The sequence below is a fragment of the Dactylosporangium sp. CA-233914 genome, assembly GCF_050942935.1.
Classification (GTDB): domain Bacteria; phylum Actinomycetota; class Actinomycetes; order Mycobacteriales; family Micromonosporaceae; genus Dactylosporangium.
In genome coordinates, this window is record NZ_CP192030.1 from 7701882 (window position 1) to 7717861 (window position 15980).

Here is a 15980-nt window from a genome sequence, read left to right on the forward strand (position 1 = left end):
TCCTGACGAATTGTTGATTCGTCGCGCCGGCGCGTGACGCTGATACCCACGACGAAGTTCAGCTAATGCGGTAGAACTCGGCCGCGTTTTGGTAGAGCCACTTCGAGAGGACACTTTCCTTGAGGGGGAGCGTGCCGTACTCGTCGATAAGCGTTTCGAACGGCTGACCCATCAACTGCCTGGACAGGCCGACCATGATCTTCTCCTGGTTGATCGTGTTGCCGTAGTGCAGGAATCGATCCCAACCCGAGTTCGGCTTGCCGATGTGACGCGGTCGATGGGCGGAGGTGTCCGCGTACAGGTTTGGGTGTCGGCGCAAGAGCGCGGCCATCTCATCAGCCCAAGGCCATCCGCCGAGGCCAGCAACGATGCGCAACTCCGGGAAGTCGATCGCGACGCGATCGATGTGGCGCGGGTGTCCCAGGTCGTATGCGCGGTCATTGGCATAGCTCATGGCGGAATAGATCCGGACGGGGACCTTGAGCTCGACGCACTTGGCGTACAGCGGGTAGTAGAGCGAGTGTGTGGCCGGAAGGCCGCTGTAGACAGACGAAACCGCGAGACCACCGAGCCCTCCGTCACGAATCAGACGCTCGAATTCGAAGACGCCAGCCATTCCGTCGAGGGGGTGTATGTACGCCAAACCGATGAGGGCACCTTCGCCTTCACGAACGATTTCGCACGTCTGCTCGTTCGTGAGCCCCCGCGTCACTCCTGCGACGACACCCGCCTTGCGCGCGGTGGCGAGGTAGTCGCTCATGGACACCCCGGTAGCCGGCCGTTCCTTCGTCTGCGACCCGAAGACGTGCGCGTAATTCGCAAACCCGTAGCCCTCACGCATTGGCAGGCGCTTGGCCACCCGCATCTCGTTCTTCTGTCCCTCGATCTGCGACGACATCGTCGCGTGCCGCGCATTCCCCGTCTCATCGGGCGGAAGATCGAACTCGCAATCCACAACCTTCACGGTCAGTTCTCCTGCACTCTGCTTAGTGGCCGAAATGGTGGCGAGTGCGCCGGCTAGGCGTCACTTACCGGGTGGTGTTGGAAAGAGTGACACAGGTCATGTCCACAAGGAAAGCCGAAATTAGTGAACTCAACGATCAGAAAAACTGATGGGCCTGGCGACCTAGCTCTGCGCCGAGTTGACGCGTCGCGATTTTGATTGGCGAACCGTCGCTGATCGACACGATGGATGACGCTCGGCAACCGACCTTGAGCTGGGCTCACCGTGTGCGCTACCGGCAATGAGCCGTCGAGGTTGGTGCCGAGTGGTCCCAGGGTCGGTGCGGCCAGGCCGGCGGCGAGAACCGCTCGCACGTCCTCGGCGGCGAAGCGGCGGAACTCGGTCGCCCGGCGCAGCGCCGCGGCCAGAACGTCAGAGCGACCGATGCCGACCCGGTAGCCCCGGGCGGGACGGGGCAGTGCGTGGCCACGTGTTCACCATGGACGAGTTCGGGCCGCTGAACCTGCAACCACACCCCGGCCGGGAGTGGCCCAACGAGGCGGCCGGCAAAGGACCCCGACCGTGACCCGAGACCTTGCCGCCGGGCCACCTACACCCGCCCGCACAGTGTGCGACATCTGTTCGCCGCCCTGGATCTGGGACGCCACGCCATGTACGTGCATGTCAAACAGCGCAAGAAGCGAGCACAGTTCCTCCAGTTCTGCTGATACCTGCGCTCGCTGTACCCAACGGACGTGCGGATCGCGATCGACTATGACAAACTTCAGCCCGCACTTGACCACCCGGGTGGACACCTCCGGCGGGAACTGGGCAGCGGCCAACAACGTCGAGAACGCCTACACACCAACGAATTGCTCCTGGCCGAACCACATCGAGGCACAGGCCACCGCCCTGCGGTACTTCACCCTCGACGACACCGACCACCAGACCCACGCCAAGCAAGCCAGCATGATCCACCGCTACATCGCCTGGCGAAACCGCAACACGACAACCGCACCTTCGACGTGCCGAGTCGGCCGCGCCAATACAACATCGGCATTCATCCATATCATCAGACAATCGCGGAGCTTTCGCGATCTCCACCCCAGAAGCTCGGTGAGGAGAACCTTGTCACGTACGAGAAGGACCCGAAGGCGTGCCGCTGGCCAGCCATGGGAGCGCGCAGGAACGCCCCTCGTAACCGTCGAAGGTCACCAGGTCAACTGGCCGCATTGGCGCGGAGCACGAACTGGATCGCCCAGGTCGAGGCTTCTATCAGCAGCCCGCTGATTCTCTCGGCCTCCTTGACCCGACAGGGTGCGCACCGGACAGCAAGCGCGCGCCTTGCCCTTGCGCTTGCCGGGTCGCGACCGAGATCCCTTCCCACCGAGTGCCTTACCGATGACACGATGTAACCCGAGCAGAAGGAAGTCGGGACATGACCGATCAGAACCCCGAAAAGAAGCCCTCGGGCGCCGCAAAACACTTCGGTGACTTGGCGCCTGGCCTTGTCCACTTTACCGACGACGTACTGTTCGGCGAGGTGTGGAAGCGGCCGGAGCTTTCACCTCGTGACCGCAGCCTTGTGACGGTGGCCTGCCTGGCGACGAACGGCAGCACGGACCAACTTGTCTACCACATCGGACTGGCCCAGGAAAACGGCTGTACCCAGGAGGAGATCGTCGAGGCCCTGACCCACCTCGCCTTTTACGCAGGTTGGCCCAGGGCTATGAGCGCCATGGTGGTCGCCAAGCAGGTATTCGCGAACTGAAGGACACCGTCACCACGCGGCCGCATCAGCCGCTTGAGAAGAACCGGGCCACCCACGCACTTGCTAGGTGACTGGTTTAGCGGTGGTTGATCAGCGTTTCCGATCAACCACCGTTGCTGTTTGATGGTGGTTGGGGTTGGTGGTGTGAGGAGCGGCTTGGAGCCTGATCCGTTAGTGGGTAGGGCGTTGCGGGGCTTGCACTGGTGTCGCAAGGGTGCCGGTTGCGCCGCTGGCTGCCGTGTCAGGCCGAGTGGAGGGTCCAGCCGTTGGTGTGGGTCAGGCCGAGAATGGCTAGCCGTGCCAGGTTGGTGGCGGCGGCGAGGAAGTTGAAGTCGGCGGCGATGTGGGCGCGGCCGCGCATGCCGCCGCGGCGGCCGTGGCAACGGCGCGTGCCGATCGCTTCGACAAGTGACCGCAACTCACAGGCCGGCCGAGGAGGGAAGGAATAGCGTGGCAGCGCAGCAGCGGCACCTTGCAAATCGGCTCCGGGCGGTCCGAGTCGTTGATCTTCCGATCACGCGCAACCTGAGCGATCGACTTGCCGGTCTCACGCACGATGCGGACCGCACCATCGCGGAACTCCGGGTGGAACCACCTTCTTGCCTCATCCATGAGCACCTATCCCCCAATTCCTGGCCCCACGTCACGAGGAGAACCGCGTGCGCCCGACCCTACCGACTCGCAGACTGTTCATTCCTGGTCCGCCGGCGGGTGCCGACCGCAGACCTGACGAACGCCTGGGCGCGGGCGGTCAGCCGCACGTCCATCATCGAGGCTATGACCACCTCGAGAGGGTCGACCCGGTCGGCGATCTCCAGCGTGACGACCTCGGCGCCGTCGTAGGTCGTGTCACTGGCGGGGCGCTGGTTGAGGACAGACCAGCCCTGGCCGTTGGCGACCATCGCACGAACGGTCTCGAACCCCGACGTCCGGTGCCGCACCGCGGGTCGGACGCCCAGCGACTCGACGAGCCGTTCGAGGTACTGCCGGCTGTGCGGGAGGTCCAGCAGGACCATCGGCTCGTCGGCCAACTCCTGCAGGGCGACCTTCTTCCGGCACGCGAGCCGGTGGGTGCGCGGAACGAGGACGTAGGGCGGCGCGACCCCGACCCGGACGTGCTCGATGTCGTCGTCGAGGTCATAGCCGTACATTAGCGCCAGCTCGCAGCGCCCCGACCGAAGCGCCTGCTTGAGCGCGGCGTGCTCGTCCTCGACGACGGCGACCCGGATGCCCGGGTGGTCGGCCTGGCAGGCGGCGAGCAGGCGCGGCAGTTCGAACGGCCCCAACGTGGTGAAGCAGCCGACCGTGAGGTCGCCGGTGAGTGCCTGGCCGGACGAGCGGGCCACCTCGGCCAGCTCGCTGGTGTGGACCAGGTAGCTGCGGAGCTCGTGGTGAAATGCCTCCCCCGCCGCGGTGAGGGTAAGGCCGCGGGCGTGGTGGCGCAGCAGCAGCTGTACGCCGAGTGCCTTCTCCAGCTGCGCGATCGCGGTCGACACCGCGGACTGCGAGACCATCAGCTGCCGGGACGCGGCGGTCATGCTGCCCAGCTCCGCAGCCGCGGCGAAGTAGCGCAGCTGTGTGAGCGTGAAGCCGAAATCCGCCATGACGACCATCCTGCCGCAGGTCAGCCCTTCGGCGCTGTCGGGTCCCTCGACGCCGCAAACAGCGACGTCGAGGTTCGCGAACCGCGTGGGCTGGAGCAGCCGGTCCAGCTCCGCGGCCTCCACGCCACCGGCGTGCGCGAACTCGCGCACGTCCCAGGCCCCCAGCGCGCGGCCTTTACAATCTCGGCCTCCCCCGCGTACCCGAGCAGCGGCGTGGCGATTCCCGCGTTGCCGGTGGCGAGCTTGCCCTCGTCGACGACCTTCTCGATGAACTGCGGATCGGTGGACAGCTTGTACGTGTCCGCCAGGTGCGGCCTGAGACCGAAATCCCGCCAGATCCTGCCGATCGTGGACTTCGACAGTCCGGACCGCTCTGCCATTGACGTGTGCGACCAGTGCGTGGCGTTGCCCGGCGTCTATTCCAAGGTTGCGACCACAACCTGGTCAACCCTGTCCAGGGCGATCGACGGCGGCCTCACCGGCCGCTGCTCATCGATCAGCCCGTCCAGCCGCACGGCCAGAAACCGCCTGCGCCACTTGCCCACCGTGTCCGAATGCACGCCCAGACCTTTGCCACGTCAGCGTTCGACGCGCCCTCGGCACACGCCAGGACGGTCCTCGCCCGCATCGCAAGGACCTGCGCCGTCTTCGCCCGCCGTAACCAGCGGACCAACACGCCGCGCTCCTCATCAGTCAACACCAACGCAGCGATGGGACGCCCGGTGCTCGGCATCCCGTCATGCCGCAACGACTTGACCGACGAGTTTCTGGCGCAGTACACCAGAGTCCATGCTGGTCGAGGTGCCGGTGCCGCCCCGTATGACGTCGACGACGAACTGGTCGTCGAGGGCGGCGGCGCGCACCTCTTCGGCGACGGCCGCACACGCCGCGAACCGGCGGCCGTCGAGCAGGCCGGGCTCGTGATTGGGCCGCGCCGACGCCAACTTCACCGCGCCGAGGGCTTCGACGAAATCGGTGGCTGCCCACCGGAGTAAGGTCATCGGGACGCGCTCCTGGCAACGTCGAGTGCGGTCCAGGCCAGGGCGGTCGCAGCGTCGAGGAGCGCCTTCTCCGCGTCGCCGCCGACGCAGTGGGCGGCGAACTCGGGCTGGTGGTTGAGCGCCGGCAGGGAGCCGATGCCGACGTACGGGTGGATGGCCGGCACGACCTGTGAGACGTTGCCCATGTCGGTGGAGGCGCGGTTCATCTGGCGCGCGGGCGTGCCCTGATCGAATACCCGGCCGAGCTCGGTGGCATTGCGGACGTAGGCGTCGAGCGCGGGCTGGAAAATGCGGAACTCGGCGTACGGTTTGCTCTCGGGCGTGATCTCGAGCTCGCACCCGGTCGCGACGGCACCGGCCTGGAAACACTTCCAGACTCGGTCCTCGGTCTCGGTGAGCTGGGCGAGCGACTCGGCGCGGACATACCAGCGGCCCTCGGTGCGCGCGGGGATGGCGTTGGGCGCCTCTCCCGCGTTGGTCATCACGCCGTGGACGCGAACTGTCGGCGGCAACTGCTGGCGGAGCAGGCCGATCGCGACCTGGGCGACGGTGAACGCGTCAGCGGCGTTGACGCCCTGCTCCGGGTACGCCGCGGCATGGGCGGCCTTGCCCTGGAACTCCACGTGCGAGTGCGACACCGCGAACGGCTCGGCCTCAGCGACGTCCACGGGCGCAGGGTGTGCCATCATCGCCAAGTCCAGGCCAGCGAACGCACCGCGTTCCAGGAGCTCGATCTTGCCGCCACCGCCCTCCTCGGCGGGCGTCCCGTAGACCTCGATGATCAGCCCAGCGGCGTCAGCCAGCGGGGCCAGTGCCCGCGCGGCGCCGACGGTAATCGCGGAGATCAGGTTGTGCCCGCAGGCATGGCCGAGGCCCGGCAGCGCGTCGTACTCCGCGCAGAGGCCGAGCCGGAAGGGCCCGCTGCCGTAGGTCGCGAGGAACGCCGTCTCCAGGCCGAGGTACGCCTGCGTGACGTCGAAGCCGGTCTCGGCGAGCGCCTCCGCGACCCACCGGGAGGAGTTGTGCTCCTCCCACCCAGTCTCGGGGTGGGCGTGGAGCTGCTCGGAGAGCCGGATCAGCCGCTCAGCGTCGGCGGCGACGGTGCGGGCCACGGAGTCCCGGCTACTGGCGCCCATCGGGTTAATCGTCCCCGGGAACGCCGTACGACGGCGCGGCGGTCGGGTCGAGCCCGCGGGTGACGTAGTCGTCGCGCTGTGGGAGCCAGACCTCAAGCAGCTCGCGGAGCTGCTCGATGGGAGCGTCGCTCCAGTCGACGCGCAGGTCGGTGACTCGCCAGGCGACGTCGCGGACGACCGACAGGCCGGCCGAGCGGACTGGGCCGGCCTCGCCGCCGGCTGCGAGACCGGCCTCCAACGCGGCCAAGAGACGCTCCTCGAACTCGCCGGTCGCGGACCCGAAGCCCGCAGCGACGGCGTCGACGACGGCGGTGTCGACGAGCAGGTTGCCGGCCGCGACGACCTGCGGCTGGACGACGTGATGGTGGACGCCGAGTGAGCCGGCGCCGGAAAATGCCGCGCCGCTGCCGTCCAGGCCGAGGACGGTGAGCTGGCGGTGCTCTATCAGCTCGCGACCCTCGGTGACCTTCGTGAGCGCGGCCGTCGCGTCGAGGCCGCTCTCGAGCGCGTCGAGGAGCTCGGTCCCGAGTCGCGGGTCGGTGATGTTCTGCGACAACGCGCCACCGACGCCCGGGCGCAGGTGGATGCACCGCGCGGCCACAGCGGGACTCGACGAGGTGACGGCGATTCCGACAGCGCCGTTGCCGTCGGTGGCGAGGACCGAGAACGTCACTGCGCGCCCTGCGGAATCACGGCGATCGCGTCGACCTCGACCAGCCACTCGGGGCGGGCGAGAGCGGACACGACGAGGCCGGTCGAGATCGGGTACACACCGTTGGTCCAACGGCCGATTGTCCGGTAGACCGACTCGCGGTAGCGCAGGTCGACGATGTAGATGGTGAGCTTGACCAGGTGCTCCATCCGCGCACCGGCCTCCTCCAGGAGCATCTTGATGTTGGCCATCGCCCGCCCCGTCTGGGCTTCGACGTCACCGATGCCGACCGACTCGCTGGTGTCAAGGTCCTGGCCGATCTGGCCGCGCACGTAGACCGTGTTACCGGCGACGACCGCCTGACACAGGTCGTTGTCGAGGCTCTGCTCCGGGTAGGTGTCCCGGGTGTTAAACGGGCGGATCCGGGTGTGGCCGCCGATGACGATGCTCATACCCTAAGTCCACCAGCCCTGTTCGACATGTGTCCAATAGATGTTTCTTACGACTCGCATCTATCAAATAGATGCAGGCGTCGGTCGCCTCGCATATCAGAAGAAACGATCCACTGCTCCAATAAGATCTGTTGGACAGGACCAATGCGGTGCGCGCACGATCTCCCGGACAACCGGTGTTGCCGTTTCGGGGGTGGAGGTCGGGAATGTCGAACCAGGAGCCGCAGGAGGTGGAAGTCCTCGTCGTCGGGGCCGGTCAGGCTGGTGTGGCGATGAGTGAGCACCTCCGCAACAACGGCGTGCCGCACCTCGTGCTGGAGCGCAGCCGGATCGCCGAGCGCTGGCGTACTGAGCGCTGGGATTCGCTGGTCGCTAACGGTCCCGCGTGGCACGACCGATTCCCCGGCCTGGAGTTCCATGGCATCGCCCCAGACGGCTTCGCGACCAAGGACCAGGTCGCCAACTACTTCGAGGCGTACGCCAAGAAGATCGCCGCCCCGATCCGGACGGGCGTCGAGGTCACTTCGGTGACCCCGCACGAGCGCCGCCCCGGGTTCCGCGTCGAGACCTCCGACGGCGTCATGGACGCCCGCTTCGTGGTCGCGGCGACCGGCCCCTTCCAGAAGCCGGTGATCCCGCCAATCGTCCCCGACGGCGCCGTGCCGGTGCAGATCCACTCCAGCGGCTACCGCAACTCCGACCAGCTGCCCCAGGGCGCGGTCCTCGTGGTCGGCGCCGGCTCGTCCGGCGTACAGATCGCCGACGAGCTGCAGCGCTCCGGCCGCCAGGTCTACCTCTCGGTCGGCCCGCACGACCGCCCGCCGCGGAGCTACCGCGGCCGGGACTTCTGCTGGTGGCTGGGCGTCCTCGGCCTGTGGGACCAAGAGACGCCCGCCGCCGGCGCGGAGCACGTCACCATCGCGGTGAGCGGAGCCCGAGGGGGCCACACCGTGGACTTCCGCGCCCTCGCCGCCCAGGGCATCCAACTCGTCGGCCTGACCGACGCGTACGACGACGGCGTACTGCGCTTCCGGTCCGACCTCGCCCAGAACATCGCCGCCGGCGACGCCAACCTCCTAGCCCTTCTCGACCAGGCCGACGCCTGGGTGGAGCGCAACGGGCTCGACCTGCCCGAGGAGCCGGACGCCCGGGTGATCGGCCCCAACCCCGCCTGCGTCACCGACCCGGTCCTCGCGCTCGACCTCGCCGAGGCCGGCCTGACCTCCATCGTCTGGGCCACCGGCTTCGCCACCGACTACAGCTGGCTCCGGGTCGGCGCGCTCGACGAGAGCGGCAAGCCTCAGCACCGGCGGGGCATCTCTTCCGAGCCGGGCGTCTACTTCGTGGGCCTGCCGTGGCTGTCGCGGCGCGGCTCCAGCTTCATCTGGGGTGTCTGGCACGATGCGAAGCACATCGCGGGACACATCGCGACCCAGCGCAGCTACCTGACCTACGAGGCACCGACAGCATGAGCGACAGCCGACCACACGGACCGCGTTCCACCACGACGAGCGGTGCCGGTCGTACCAGCACGGGCGAGACCGTTCTCTTCCTGCCCGTCGATGGCTGGCTGCAGCCGCTGGCCACCGGCGGCCAAGTGAGGGTGGTGTACCGGTGCCATCCCGGCTGCGGACCTGGTGCTGGTCGAGGCCGACCTGGCGTTTGGCGGTCTGGAACGCCTCTTCCATGCTCCAGCAGCTGCCGGCCACCGCGACGCGGTGGGCGAGACTGGCCGGTTGTGGTGTCCAGCAGCGGTGGAAGGCCAGTTCGCCGGTGGTGGTGTTGCGCCTGATCAGCAGGCTGTGGTGACCGCTGTCGTCCGGGGTCGGTGCGGTGCTGACGTCGCCGAGCCAGGCCCAGTCGTACCAGCGGGGGCCTTTCGACCCGGCACCGGCCGAGCGGCATTGCCAGGCCGAGGCTGGTAGCGCTGTAGCGATCCGGTCCGCGCGCAGGCGGGTCTTGCCGACGTCGATTGGTAGGAGGTGGTTCCGGTAGAGCACCAGGACACCATGCAGTTGACGCCGATGCCGTAGTCGATGTTGAGGAACGCGATGCCAGCTCCGCCACTCTGGGCAATGAAGGAGACACATCCCGGCTGCATCCGCGCCGGGATGTGTCCTCCGTAAAGGCCTCGGCGATCGTGAGGTTGACCGATCCCATGCAGTTGAGCCCGATCAACGTGGCGTCGCGGCGCTTGAGTCTGTCTCGAAGTTCCCGGGTTTGCGGTGGTCGGCGTGCTGCTGACGGCTCTGGGCAAGAGCGATCTGCCTCGATTCCGTTCACGCTGCAGCACGCCGCAGTCCTCGCCCAGTCTCTGGTTCACCGGCTGCCGTCCAGCGCACCGGCGGACCGACTGAGCGCTCCAATCCCGATCTTTCAAGGCGTCGTTGCTGGTGCGCACTCTAGGCACGCGACCACGGACGTGAGCGACTAAGACCGCGCCTCATGAGTTTCTGGGGCGGTGGAGCCGGCAACCTCGGACCTTGGAAGGTTCAGCTTGCGGTGGTCCCAGGACCGAATCTTGATGGGCCTCACCTGGATTCCGACACGTCGGTGAAGCATCGACTCGATCTCGGATCGGAGGCCATCGTGGTACGGCCCGTGATAGCGCTCCCATTCGGAGACTCCGATGCGCCAGAGCGTCTCTGGATCGTCGACGATTTCGGCTTCGCCGTCGATACTGATGCCGCGCAACTGATCGTAGGTGTCTCCCCGTTCCAGGGTGACGGTGACGCGGTTGTCGCGGCGGACGTTCAGGACCTTCTGAGACTTGGAGTGGGCCTCAAACCAGATGTTTCCGTCGAAGTAGCCGAACCACATCGGCACGACGTGCGGCCAGCCGCGGGGTCCTTGGGTCGCCAGGAGGGCAGTACGGCCAGTCTTGATAAATGCGTCCACCTCGTCGTGCGACATGCGGATCAGATCTCGGGGCTTCGGCTTCTCGGTCATGTGGATCTCCTGACGCGTAGTTCTATGAGAGGAGTTCGCGATCGGACACACGTCCCCCAGTTTCGGTTTCGAACCGACGGATCAAGGCGGGGGCGTCCAGATCGTCCTTGTCGGGCCCGGAGATATCTAGAACGAGCTGTCCGCGGTGCATCATGAGGATGCGATCTGAACGTTCCAGAGCATGGGTCATATCGTGGGTGACCATCAGCGCCGATGCTCCAGTGGCGCGCAGTCCTTGTTCGGTCTGGTCGCTGACCAGCCGGGCGCTGCGCGGGTCGAGCGCGGCCACGTGTTCGTCCAGAAGCAGGAGTCCGGTTCCCGCCAGCATGGCGATGGCGACAGCCACGGCTTGGCGCTGTCCGCCGGAGAGAGAGCCTGCGAGCGCGGAGAGGCGGGACTCCAGGTTCAGCCCGAACGGCTCAAGGAGTTTTGTGGCTTCCTCGCGGAGTTCGGCGCGACGCATCTTCGGTCGCCGTCGGGTCGAGGCGGCCGCCAAGGCGAAATTCTCCTCGATCGTCAGGGCTGGGAAGACACTGTATTCAGGGTTCTGACGCACCAGGCGGAGGTGGCCGACTCGTTTCCATGACGGGAGTTCGGTGAGGTCAGCTCCGGACACGTGAATCCGTCCCTCATCGGGCAGCGTACCGCCGGCGACCATAGACAGGAGCGTCGACTTGCCGGCGCCATTGGAGCCCAGGAGGGCGACGATCTGTCCGGCAGGCACGGTGAAGGAGACGTCGTCGACAGCGCGGACCTTTTCCTGGCCGGGGCCTTGGAAGGATTTAGAGCACCTCGCGACGTGCAGTGCCGGCTCCGGGGAAGGGGTGTCACTCACGGCCAATGTCACAGGAAGGTCGCCACCTTGTCGTTCTCGTAGTAGGTGAATCGACGCCGTCGGCGCCGCCGACCGCCTTCCGTCCACGGCAGCGCTTTGAGGGAGAAACTGGCATTGCGGACCGCGAGCACAGTGGCGACCGCGACGGCGGTGACGAGCTTGACGTAGTTCGGATCCAGCCCTTGCTCAAGGGTCCAGGCCACCATGGTGCGGTAGATGCAGGCGCCCAGGATGACGCTCAGGATGGCCCAGTGGGGTCGGGGGCTGGGAATGACTGCGATACCAATCATCAGCGCGGCAAGCCCGATGACGACGACCCCCGAGGATGCTGAGACATCCATGAATCCCTGCTGTTGTGCAACGAGCGCGCCGGAGCAAGCCGCGAGGCCGTTTGCCGTCGCCAAGCCGACCGCCTGCCGTGCCTCGGTCCGCACGCCCATCGACCGCGCTGTTTGGATGTTCATGCCGGTCGCGCGCATCGACAGACCGAGTCGAGAATTGAAGAACGCGATCAACGCCGCGCCGAGCACAACGGTTATTCCTCCTGCCACGAAGAGTGTGGCTCGTCCACTGTCGAGGCCGGCGTCCTGCGCCCAGGTGAAGATCGTCTGCTGGGTCAGGAGGCTGACGTTGCTGGCGCCCATCACTAGGATGCATAGCGACCAGGATCCGGTGGTGACCAGGATTCCGGCGAGCAGCACGTTCAGGTGCAGGCGCAGGTGGAGGAACGTCGTGAGCAGCCCGAGCGCCGCCCCGCCCAGGCACCCGATTGCCAGGCTGGGAACGGCGCCTCTGCCGTCGGCGAGCATCGCGGCACAGACGCAACCTCCGAGTCCAAACGACCCTTCGAGCGTCAGGTCTGGCAAACTCAGCGCACGCATCGCGACATAGATGCCCAATGCGAACGGACAGTAGAGGAATCCGATCTGGAGACCTAGTTCAATTGTCGACATGCAGCTATCCAACCTGGGTGGCTTTGAGGTCGCTAGGCACCTTGAGGCCTAGGCGTTCTGCTTCCTTGACGTTGACCGCGAGTTCGACGTCGGAGGGCACCACCACGGGCGTGGTCGCCGGATCGGCCCCGCGCAGAATCTTGAGCATGAGTTCGCCGCCAACACGCCCGACGTCGACGTAGTTCCAGGTACCAGCGACGATGCCGCCCGCTTTGACTGTGTCGTTGGCAGCACCGAAGACAGGCATATCGTTCGACTTTGCCACCTTCAGGATGGCCGGGACGGCGCTCAGCGTGGTGGTATCTCCAGGCAGTTCGATGGCGTCGACCTTGCCAACCAGCGACTGCGCTGCCTGGGATGCGTCGCTGACCGTGCCGATAGTAGCCTCGACGACCGCGATACCCAGCTCATCGAAGTGGTTGCGCGCCTCCTTGGCCAGCTCGTCACCAGCAGGGTCGCCGACCTTCCAGATCATGCCGACCTTCTTGATACTTGGCTTGATCTTGAGCATGGCGTCGATCTCTGCCCGCACAGGGTAGGGGTCAGAGACGCCCGTGACGTTGCCGCCCGGCTTGTCGATGCTGCCGACGAGCTTTGCTTGAACCGGCGTGGAGGAGGCGACGAAGACGATCGGCTTCTTGCCAACCTTGGCCTTTGTCGCTTGAGCCGCAGATGTAGCGACTGGCATGTAGGCGTCGCAACCGTCGCTGATGAACTGCTGGATGATCGTCTGAGTGGTCCCCGAGTCTGCCTCGGAGGACTTCACGACGAACTTGATGCCGCTACCCTTGAACGCCTCCTCGACGCCGTTGACGATGTCGGCCGTGCTCGGTGAGGTGACGTACTTGTCCATGCAGACTTTGGTGCCCGAGATCGAACCATCCCCTTTGCCGTCGTCCGAAGACGAACCACAGCCAGTGGCAGCGATCGCGAGCATCGCGACAGTGGCTACCAGCCCTAGACCGGTCATTCGACTTGGCACCATCGCGGCACCCTCCTCTCTTGAACAACGTTCGAGCCGGACTGCGTTGCTCGATCGATCGATCGATAGCAGCCAGAGTCCGCTCACCGTACGGTGACCCGCATCACCTGTCAACCCCGCCTAGTGCAGGCCTCCGCTTCGAGTAGCACCACTCGGCACTTGCCCAAATTCTCACGAAGGACGCTTGACTCCGATCGATCGATCGATAGACTGAGCCACAATCTGACGTTCAACGAGAGGCTGGGGCTGTAGACATGGAACCGACGATCCTGAAGAGTGTCGAGGACGGCATCGCCGTGGTGAGTTTCAACCGCCCGAGGGTGCGCAACGCCTTCAACCACGCGACTCTCCGCCTGCTCGCGTTGACGCTGGATGAGGTCGCGTCCAGCCCGGAGGTCGAGTGCGTGGTACTCACTGGCGAGGGCGACACGTTCTGCTCCGGCGACGACCTCAACGAGGCTGCGACCATCACCGACGAGCAGCACAGCAACATCCTGGAGGTCGTCCAGGGTTTGACGTATCAGTTGCGCGCGATGCCGAAGCCGGTGATCGCTGCGATCGACGGGTACGCGGTCGGCGGCGGACTCGAGCTGACCTTCGCCTGCGACATCCGAATCGCCACGGAACGTGCGCGTTTCTGCACGCCAGAGGTAACCCGGTCGCTGTTGATCAGCAATGCGACCTCGTCACTGCTTCCACGTCTCATCGGGGACGGGCGGGCACGAGAGATGCTCTTCACGGGCCGGATGTACGATGCGGCCTGGGCCCATCGGGTCGGCCTGATCAACGAGATCGTGCCAGACGGCGAACTGCGTGCTCGCGCCGTCAATCTGGCTCGCGACATCGTCAAGTCGGCCTCCCCAACCCTGCCGGTGACCAAGCAGCTGCTCAATGCGGTAACCCAGGCCGAGGTGAAGGCAGCGATCGATGGGGAGACCGCAGCCCTTCAGACCACTTCCATCCTCGACAGCCGCGACCGCATCCAGGAGTTCCTGTCCAAGACGACCGCCGCCCAGTCGGGAGCGTGAGCATGGCGCGTTCGGCGTCCCTTCGCTGGACACCGCCCAACGACATCGCCTTGGGCGAACTACTCGCGACACAGGCGCACCTGTGTGGCGAGGCGACGTTCCTGCGTCACGCGAAGGAAGCTCTGACCTTCGCACAGTTCGACAGCACCGTCGAATCTTGGAGCAAGGGCCTCGCAGACATCGGGATCGGGTACGGCGAGTTCGTCGCCGTCATGCTGCCCAACTCCATCGAAACGCTGGTGACGTGGTTCTCCCTCAACCGTGTCGGTGCCGTCTACGCCGCCGTCAACACAGGCTTCAAGGGACAAGCGCTGGCCAGCGCGTTTGGCGGCACCCGCTGTACTACCCTGGTCATCGACGCCGCCTACCTGGATGCATTCGCGTATGTGGCCGTTGACTGCCCACAGATCCAGCGCCTGGTCGTACGAGGTTCGACTGCGGAGCCCAAGCGGCGGTTCCCAGCCTTGGAGGTGCTGTCCTGGGATGACCTCCTGGCCAGCGGTCGGCCAACGCCGGTTCCGGTCGACCCCACCGATGCCGCCATGGTCATCTTCACGTCCGGAACCACCGGTCGCTCGAAAGGTTGCGTGCTCAGTCACCGTTCGGTGATCCGCAGCGCCTCCCTGTTCAGCTCGGTGGCCGGACTGACCACCAACGACGTCTTGTACTGCCCGTTCCCGTTGTTCCACGCTGACGCGACCTATCTCACTACCGTGCCCGCGCTGCTGAACGGGTCAACCGCGGCTATCGCACCACGGTTCAGTGTGAGCAGGTTCTGGACAGACATCCGTGACTACGAGGCGACCGTGTTCGACTTCATGGGTGCCACCCTGACGATGCTGTGGAACCAGCCGCCGCGGGACGACGATGCTGACAACCCGGCCCGTCTCGGCTGGGGAGTTCCAGTGCCGGCATTCGCGGACAAATTTGAGAAACGGTTCGAGCTGCGGCTGATCTCGGGCTACGGACTTACCGAGGCCTCACCCGTTCTGTTCCAGGAACTCGACTGGTCCGGCCCGAAGTCCAGCTGCGGTGTCCCCGTGTGGCCGTTCGAGGTTGCGCTCCTGGATGACCGTGACGACCCTGTTCCCAAGGGCGCCACCGGAGAGATCGCCGTTCGTTCAGCACTGCCGGGCATGATGTTCGACGGCTACCTCGGCATGCCGACACAGACGCTGGAAGCGAACCGCAACCTGTGGTTCCACACCGGCGACCTCGCCCACCGGGACGCCAACGGCCACTATCACTTCGACGGTCGCAAATCAGATTCCATTCGGCGTCGCGGAGAGAACATCTCAGCTCAGGAGATCGAGGAGGTATTCCTCAGCCGTCCGGATATCGCCGAATGCGCTGCGGTCGCCGTCCCCAGCGAGCTCGGGGAGGACGACGTCAAGCTCCACGTCGTCCCCACACCCGGAACAACCATCGACCCCGCTGAGCTCATCGACTACGCACGGCCACGGATGGCCGACTACATGCTGCCGCGGTACATCCAGGTCCGGGGCGATCTGCCGCACACGCCAACCTCGAAGATCGATAAACGACAGTTGCGCGACGAGGGTATCGGCGAAGGCGCGTGGCAGCGAGACGGCTAGCGATGTGAACACGTCACCGCCGAAATCCCCCGCCGGTGGCCGTAGACTCCTTGCAGTCTCGGCCACCGGCCGAGGGGAA

Annotated in this window: 16 protein-coding genes; 4 read left to right on the forward strand and 12 right to left on the reverse strand. The window is 65.9% G+C overall.

What is annotated here, in order from left to right:
• Positions 1–58: 58 nt before the first annotated feature.
• The gene (locus ACQPY0_RS34315; RefSeq protein WP_432970022.1) at positions 59–964 is read right to left on the reverse strand and encodes an amidohydrolase family protein; all 906 of its coding nucleotides are present in this window, start codon (positions 962–964) and stop codon (positions 59–61) included.
• A 1417-nt stretch (positions 965–2381) separates the two neighbouring features.
• On the opposite strand from ACQPY0_RS34315, the gene ACQPY0_RS34320 reads away from it, so the two are divergent.
• A complete protein-coding gene (locus tag ACQPY0_RS34320) occupies positions 2382–2714 on the forward strand; it encodes a carboxymuconolactone decarboxylase family protein (protein WP_432970025.1) in 333 nt (110 codons plus the stop codon).
• A gap of 241 nt (positions 2715–2955) precedes the next feature.
• Here the strand turns inward: ACQPY0_RS34320 and ACQPY0_RS34325 are convergent, their stop codons facing one another.
• From ACQPY0_RS34325 to ACQPY0_RS34355, 7 genes are all read right to left on the reverse strand, one after another.
• Positions 2956–3132, reverse strand: a complete 177-nt coding sequence (locus tag ACQPY0_RS34325) for a hypothetical protein (protein WP_432970027.1) — start codon at positions 3130–3132, stop codon at positions 2956–2958.
• A 253-nt stretch (positions 3133–3385) separates the two neighbouring features.
• Complete coding sequence (locus tag ACQPY0_RS34330) at positions 3386–4468, reverse strand: LysR family transcriptional regulator (protein WP_432970030.1); 1083 nt, start codon at positions 4466–4468, stop codon at positions 3386–3388.
• A gap of 266 nt (positions 4469–4734) precedes the next feature.
• Complete coding sequence (locus tag ACQPY0_RS34335) at positions 4735–4878, reverse strand: hypothetical protein (RefSeq protein WP_432970033.1); 144 nt, start codon at positions 4876–4878, stop codon at positions 4735–4737.
• 177 nt (positions 4879–5055) lie between these two features.
• Positions 5056–5319: a hypothetical protein gene (locus ACQPY0_RS34340; protein WP_432970036.1), complete on the reverse strand. Its 264-nt coding sequence runs from the start codon at positions 5317–5319 to the stop codon at positions 5056–5058.
• Positions 5316–6455, reverse strand: coding sequence for a M20 family metallopeptidase (locus ACQPY0_RS34345; RefSeq protein WP_432970039.1), 1140 nt, complete (start codon positions 6453–6455; stop codon positions 5316–5318). Before ACQPY0_RS34345 ends, ACQPY0_RS34340 begins: the two co-directional genes overlap by 4 nt.
• A 4-nt stretch (positions 6456–6459) precedes the next feature.
• A complete protein-coding gene (locus ACQPY0_RS34350) occupies positions 6460–7128 on the reverse strand; it encodes a DUF1028 domain-containing protein (protein WP_432970042.1) in 669 nt (222 codons plus the stop codon).
• Positions 7125–7559, reverse strand: a complete 435-nt coding sequence (locus ACQPY0_RS34355) for a RidA family protein (RefSeq protein WP_432970045.1) — start codon at positions 7557–7559, stop codon at positions 7125–7127. Before ACQPY0_RS34355 ends, ACQPY0_RS34350 begins: the two co-directional genes overlap by 4 nt.
• Positions 7560–7765: 206 nt before the next feature.
• Between ACQPY0_RS34355 and ACQPY0_RS34360 the strand changes: the two genes are divergently transcribed.
• Complete coding sequence (locus ACQPY0_RS34360; RefSeq protein WP_432970048.1) at positions 7766–9031, forward strand: flavin-containing monooxygenase; 1266 nt, start codon at positions 7766–7768, stop codon at positions 9029–9031.
• A gap of 958 nt (positions 9032–9989) precedes the next feature.
• Here the strand turns inward: ACQPY0_RS34360 and ACQPY0_RS34365 are convergent.
• Genes ACQPY0_RS34365 through ACQPY0_RS34380 form a run of 4 tightly spaced genes read right to left on the reverse strand, consistent with a single transcriptional unit; the run spans position 9990 to position 13266 of the window.
• A complete protein-coding gene (locus ACQPY0_RS34365; RefSeq protein ID WP_432970051.1) occupies positions 9990–10508 on the reverse strand; it encodes a pyridoxamine 5'-phosphate oxidase family protein in 519 nt (172 codons plus the stop codon).
• 22 nt (positions 10509–10530) lie between these two features.
• Positions 10531–11355 carry an ABC transporter ATP-binding protein gene (locus tag ACQPY0_RS34370; RefSeq protein ID WP_432970054.1) on the reverse strand — a complete coding sequence of 275 codons (825 nt, stop codon included), beginning with the start codon at positions 11353–11355 and terminating at the stop codon, positions 10531–10533.
• A complete protein-coding gene (locus ACQPY0_RS34375; RefSeq protein WP_432970057.1) occupies positions 11352–12296 on the reverse strand; it encodes an ABC transporter permease in 945 nt (314 codons plus the stop codon). The genes ACQPY0_RS34370 and ACQPY0_RS34375 overlap by 4 nt, the downstream gene beginning before the upstream one ends.
• A gap of 4 nt (positions 12297–12300) precedes the next feature.
• Entirely contained in the window at positions 12301–13266 is a 966-nt protein-coding gene (locus ACQPY0_RS34380; RefSeq protein ID WP_432970060.1) for an ABC transporter substrate-binding protein, read from the reverse strand.
• Between the two features lie 266 nt (positions 13267–13532).
• On the opposite strand from ACQPY0_RS34380, the gene ACQPY0_RS34385 reads away from it, so the two are divergent.
• Together ACQPY0_RS34385 and ACQPY0_RS34390 are read left to right on the forward strand one after the other, a co-directional pair.
• Positions 13533–14306, forward strand: coding sequence for an enoyl-CoA hydratase/isomerase family protein (locus ACQPY0_RS34385; protein ID WP_432970063.1), 774 nt, complete (start codon positions 13533–13535; stop codon positions 14304–14306).
• Between the two features lie 2 nt (positions 14307–14308).
• Positions 14309–15901 carry an AMP-binding protein gene (locus tag ACQPY0_RS34390; protein WP_432995496.1) on the forward strand — a complete coding sequence of 531 codons (1593 nt, stop codon included), beginning with the start codon at positions 14309–14311 and terminating at the stop codon, positions 15899–15901.
• Positions 15902–15980: the final 79 nt, after the last annotated feature.

Bases quoted from the DNA above. Each gene is read 5' to 3' on its own strand.
- ACQPY0_RS34320 (WP_432970025.1), top strand. From the start codon at position 2,382: ATGACCGATCAGAACCCCGAAAAGAAGCCCTCGGGCGCCGCAAAACAC.
- ACQPY0_RS34340 (WP_432970036.1), bottom strand. From the start codon at position 5,319: ATGACCTTACTCCGGTGGGCAGCCACCGATTTCGTCGAAGCCCTCGGC.
- ACQPY0_RS34345 (WP_432970039.1), bottom strand. From the start codon at position 6,455: ATGGGCGCCAGTAGCCGGGACTCCGTGGCCCGCACCGTCGCCGCCGAC.
- ACQPY0_RS34355 (WP_432970045.1), bottom strand. From the start codon at position 7,559: ATGAGCATCGTCATCGGCGGCCACACCCGGATCCGCCCGTTTAACACC.
- ACQPY0_RS34360 (WP_432970048.1), top strand. From the start codon at position 7,766: ATGTCGAACCAGGAGCCGCAGGAGGTGGAAGTCCTCGTCGTCGGGGCC.
- ACQPY0_RS34365 (WP_432970051.1), bottom strand. From the start codon at position 10,508: ATGACCGAGAAGCCGAAGCCCCGAGATCTGATCCGCATGTCGCACGAC.
- ACQPY0_RS34375 (WP_432970057.1), bottom strand. From the start codon at position 12,296: ATGTCGACAATTGAACTAGGTCTCCAGATCGGATTCCTCTACTGTCCG.
- ACQPY0_RS34380 (WP_432970060.1), bottom strand. From the start codon at position 13,266: ATGACCGGTCTAGGGCTGGTAGCCACTGTCGCGATGCTCGCGATCGCT.
- ACQPY0_RS34385 (WP_432970063.1), top strand. From the start codon at position 13,533: ATGGAACCGACGATCCTGAAGAGTGTCGAGGACGGCATCGCCGTGGTG.
- ACQPY0_RS34390 (WP_432995496.1), top strand. From the start codon at position 14,309: ATGGCGCGTTCGGCGTCCCTTCGCTGGACACCGCCCAACGACATCGCC.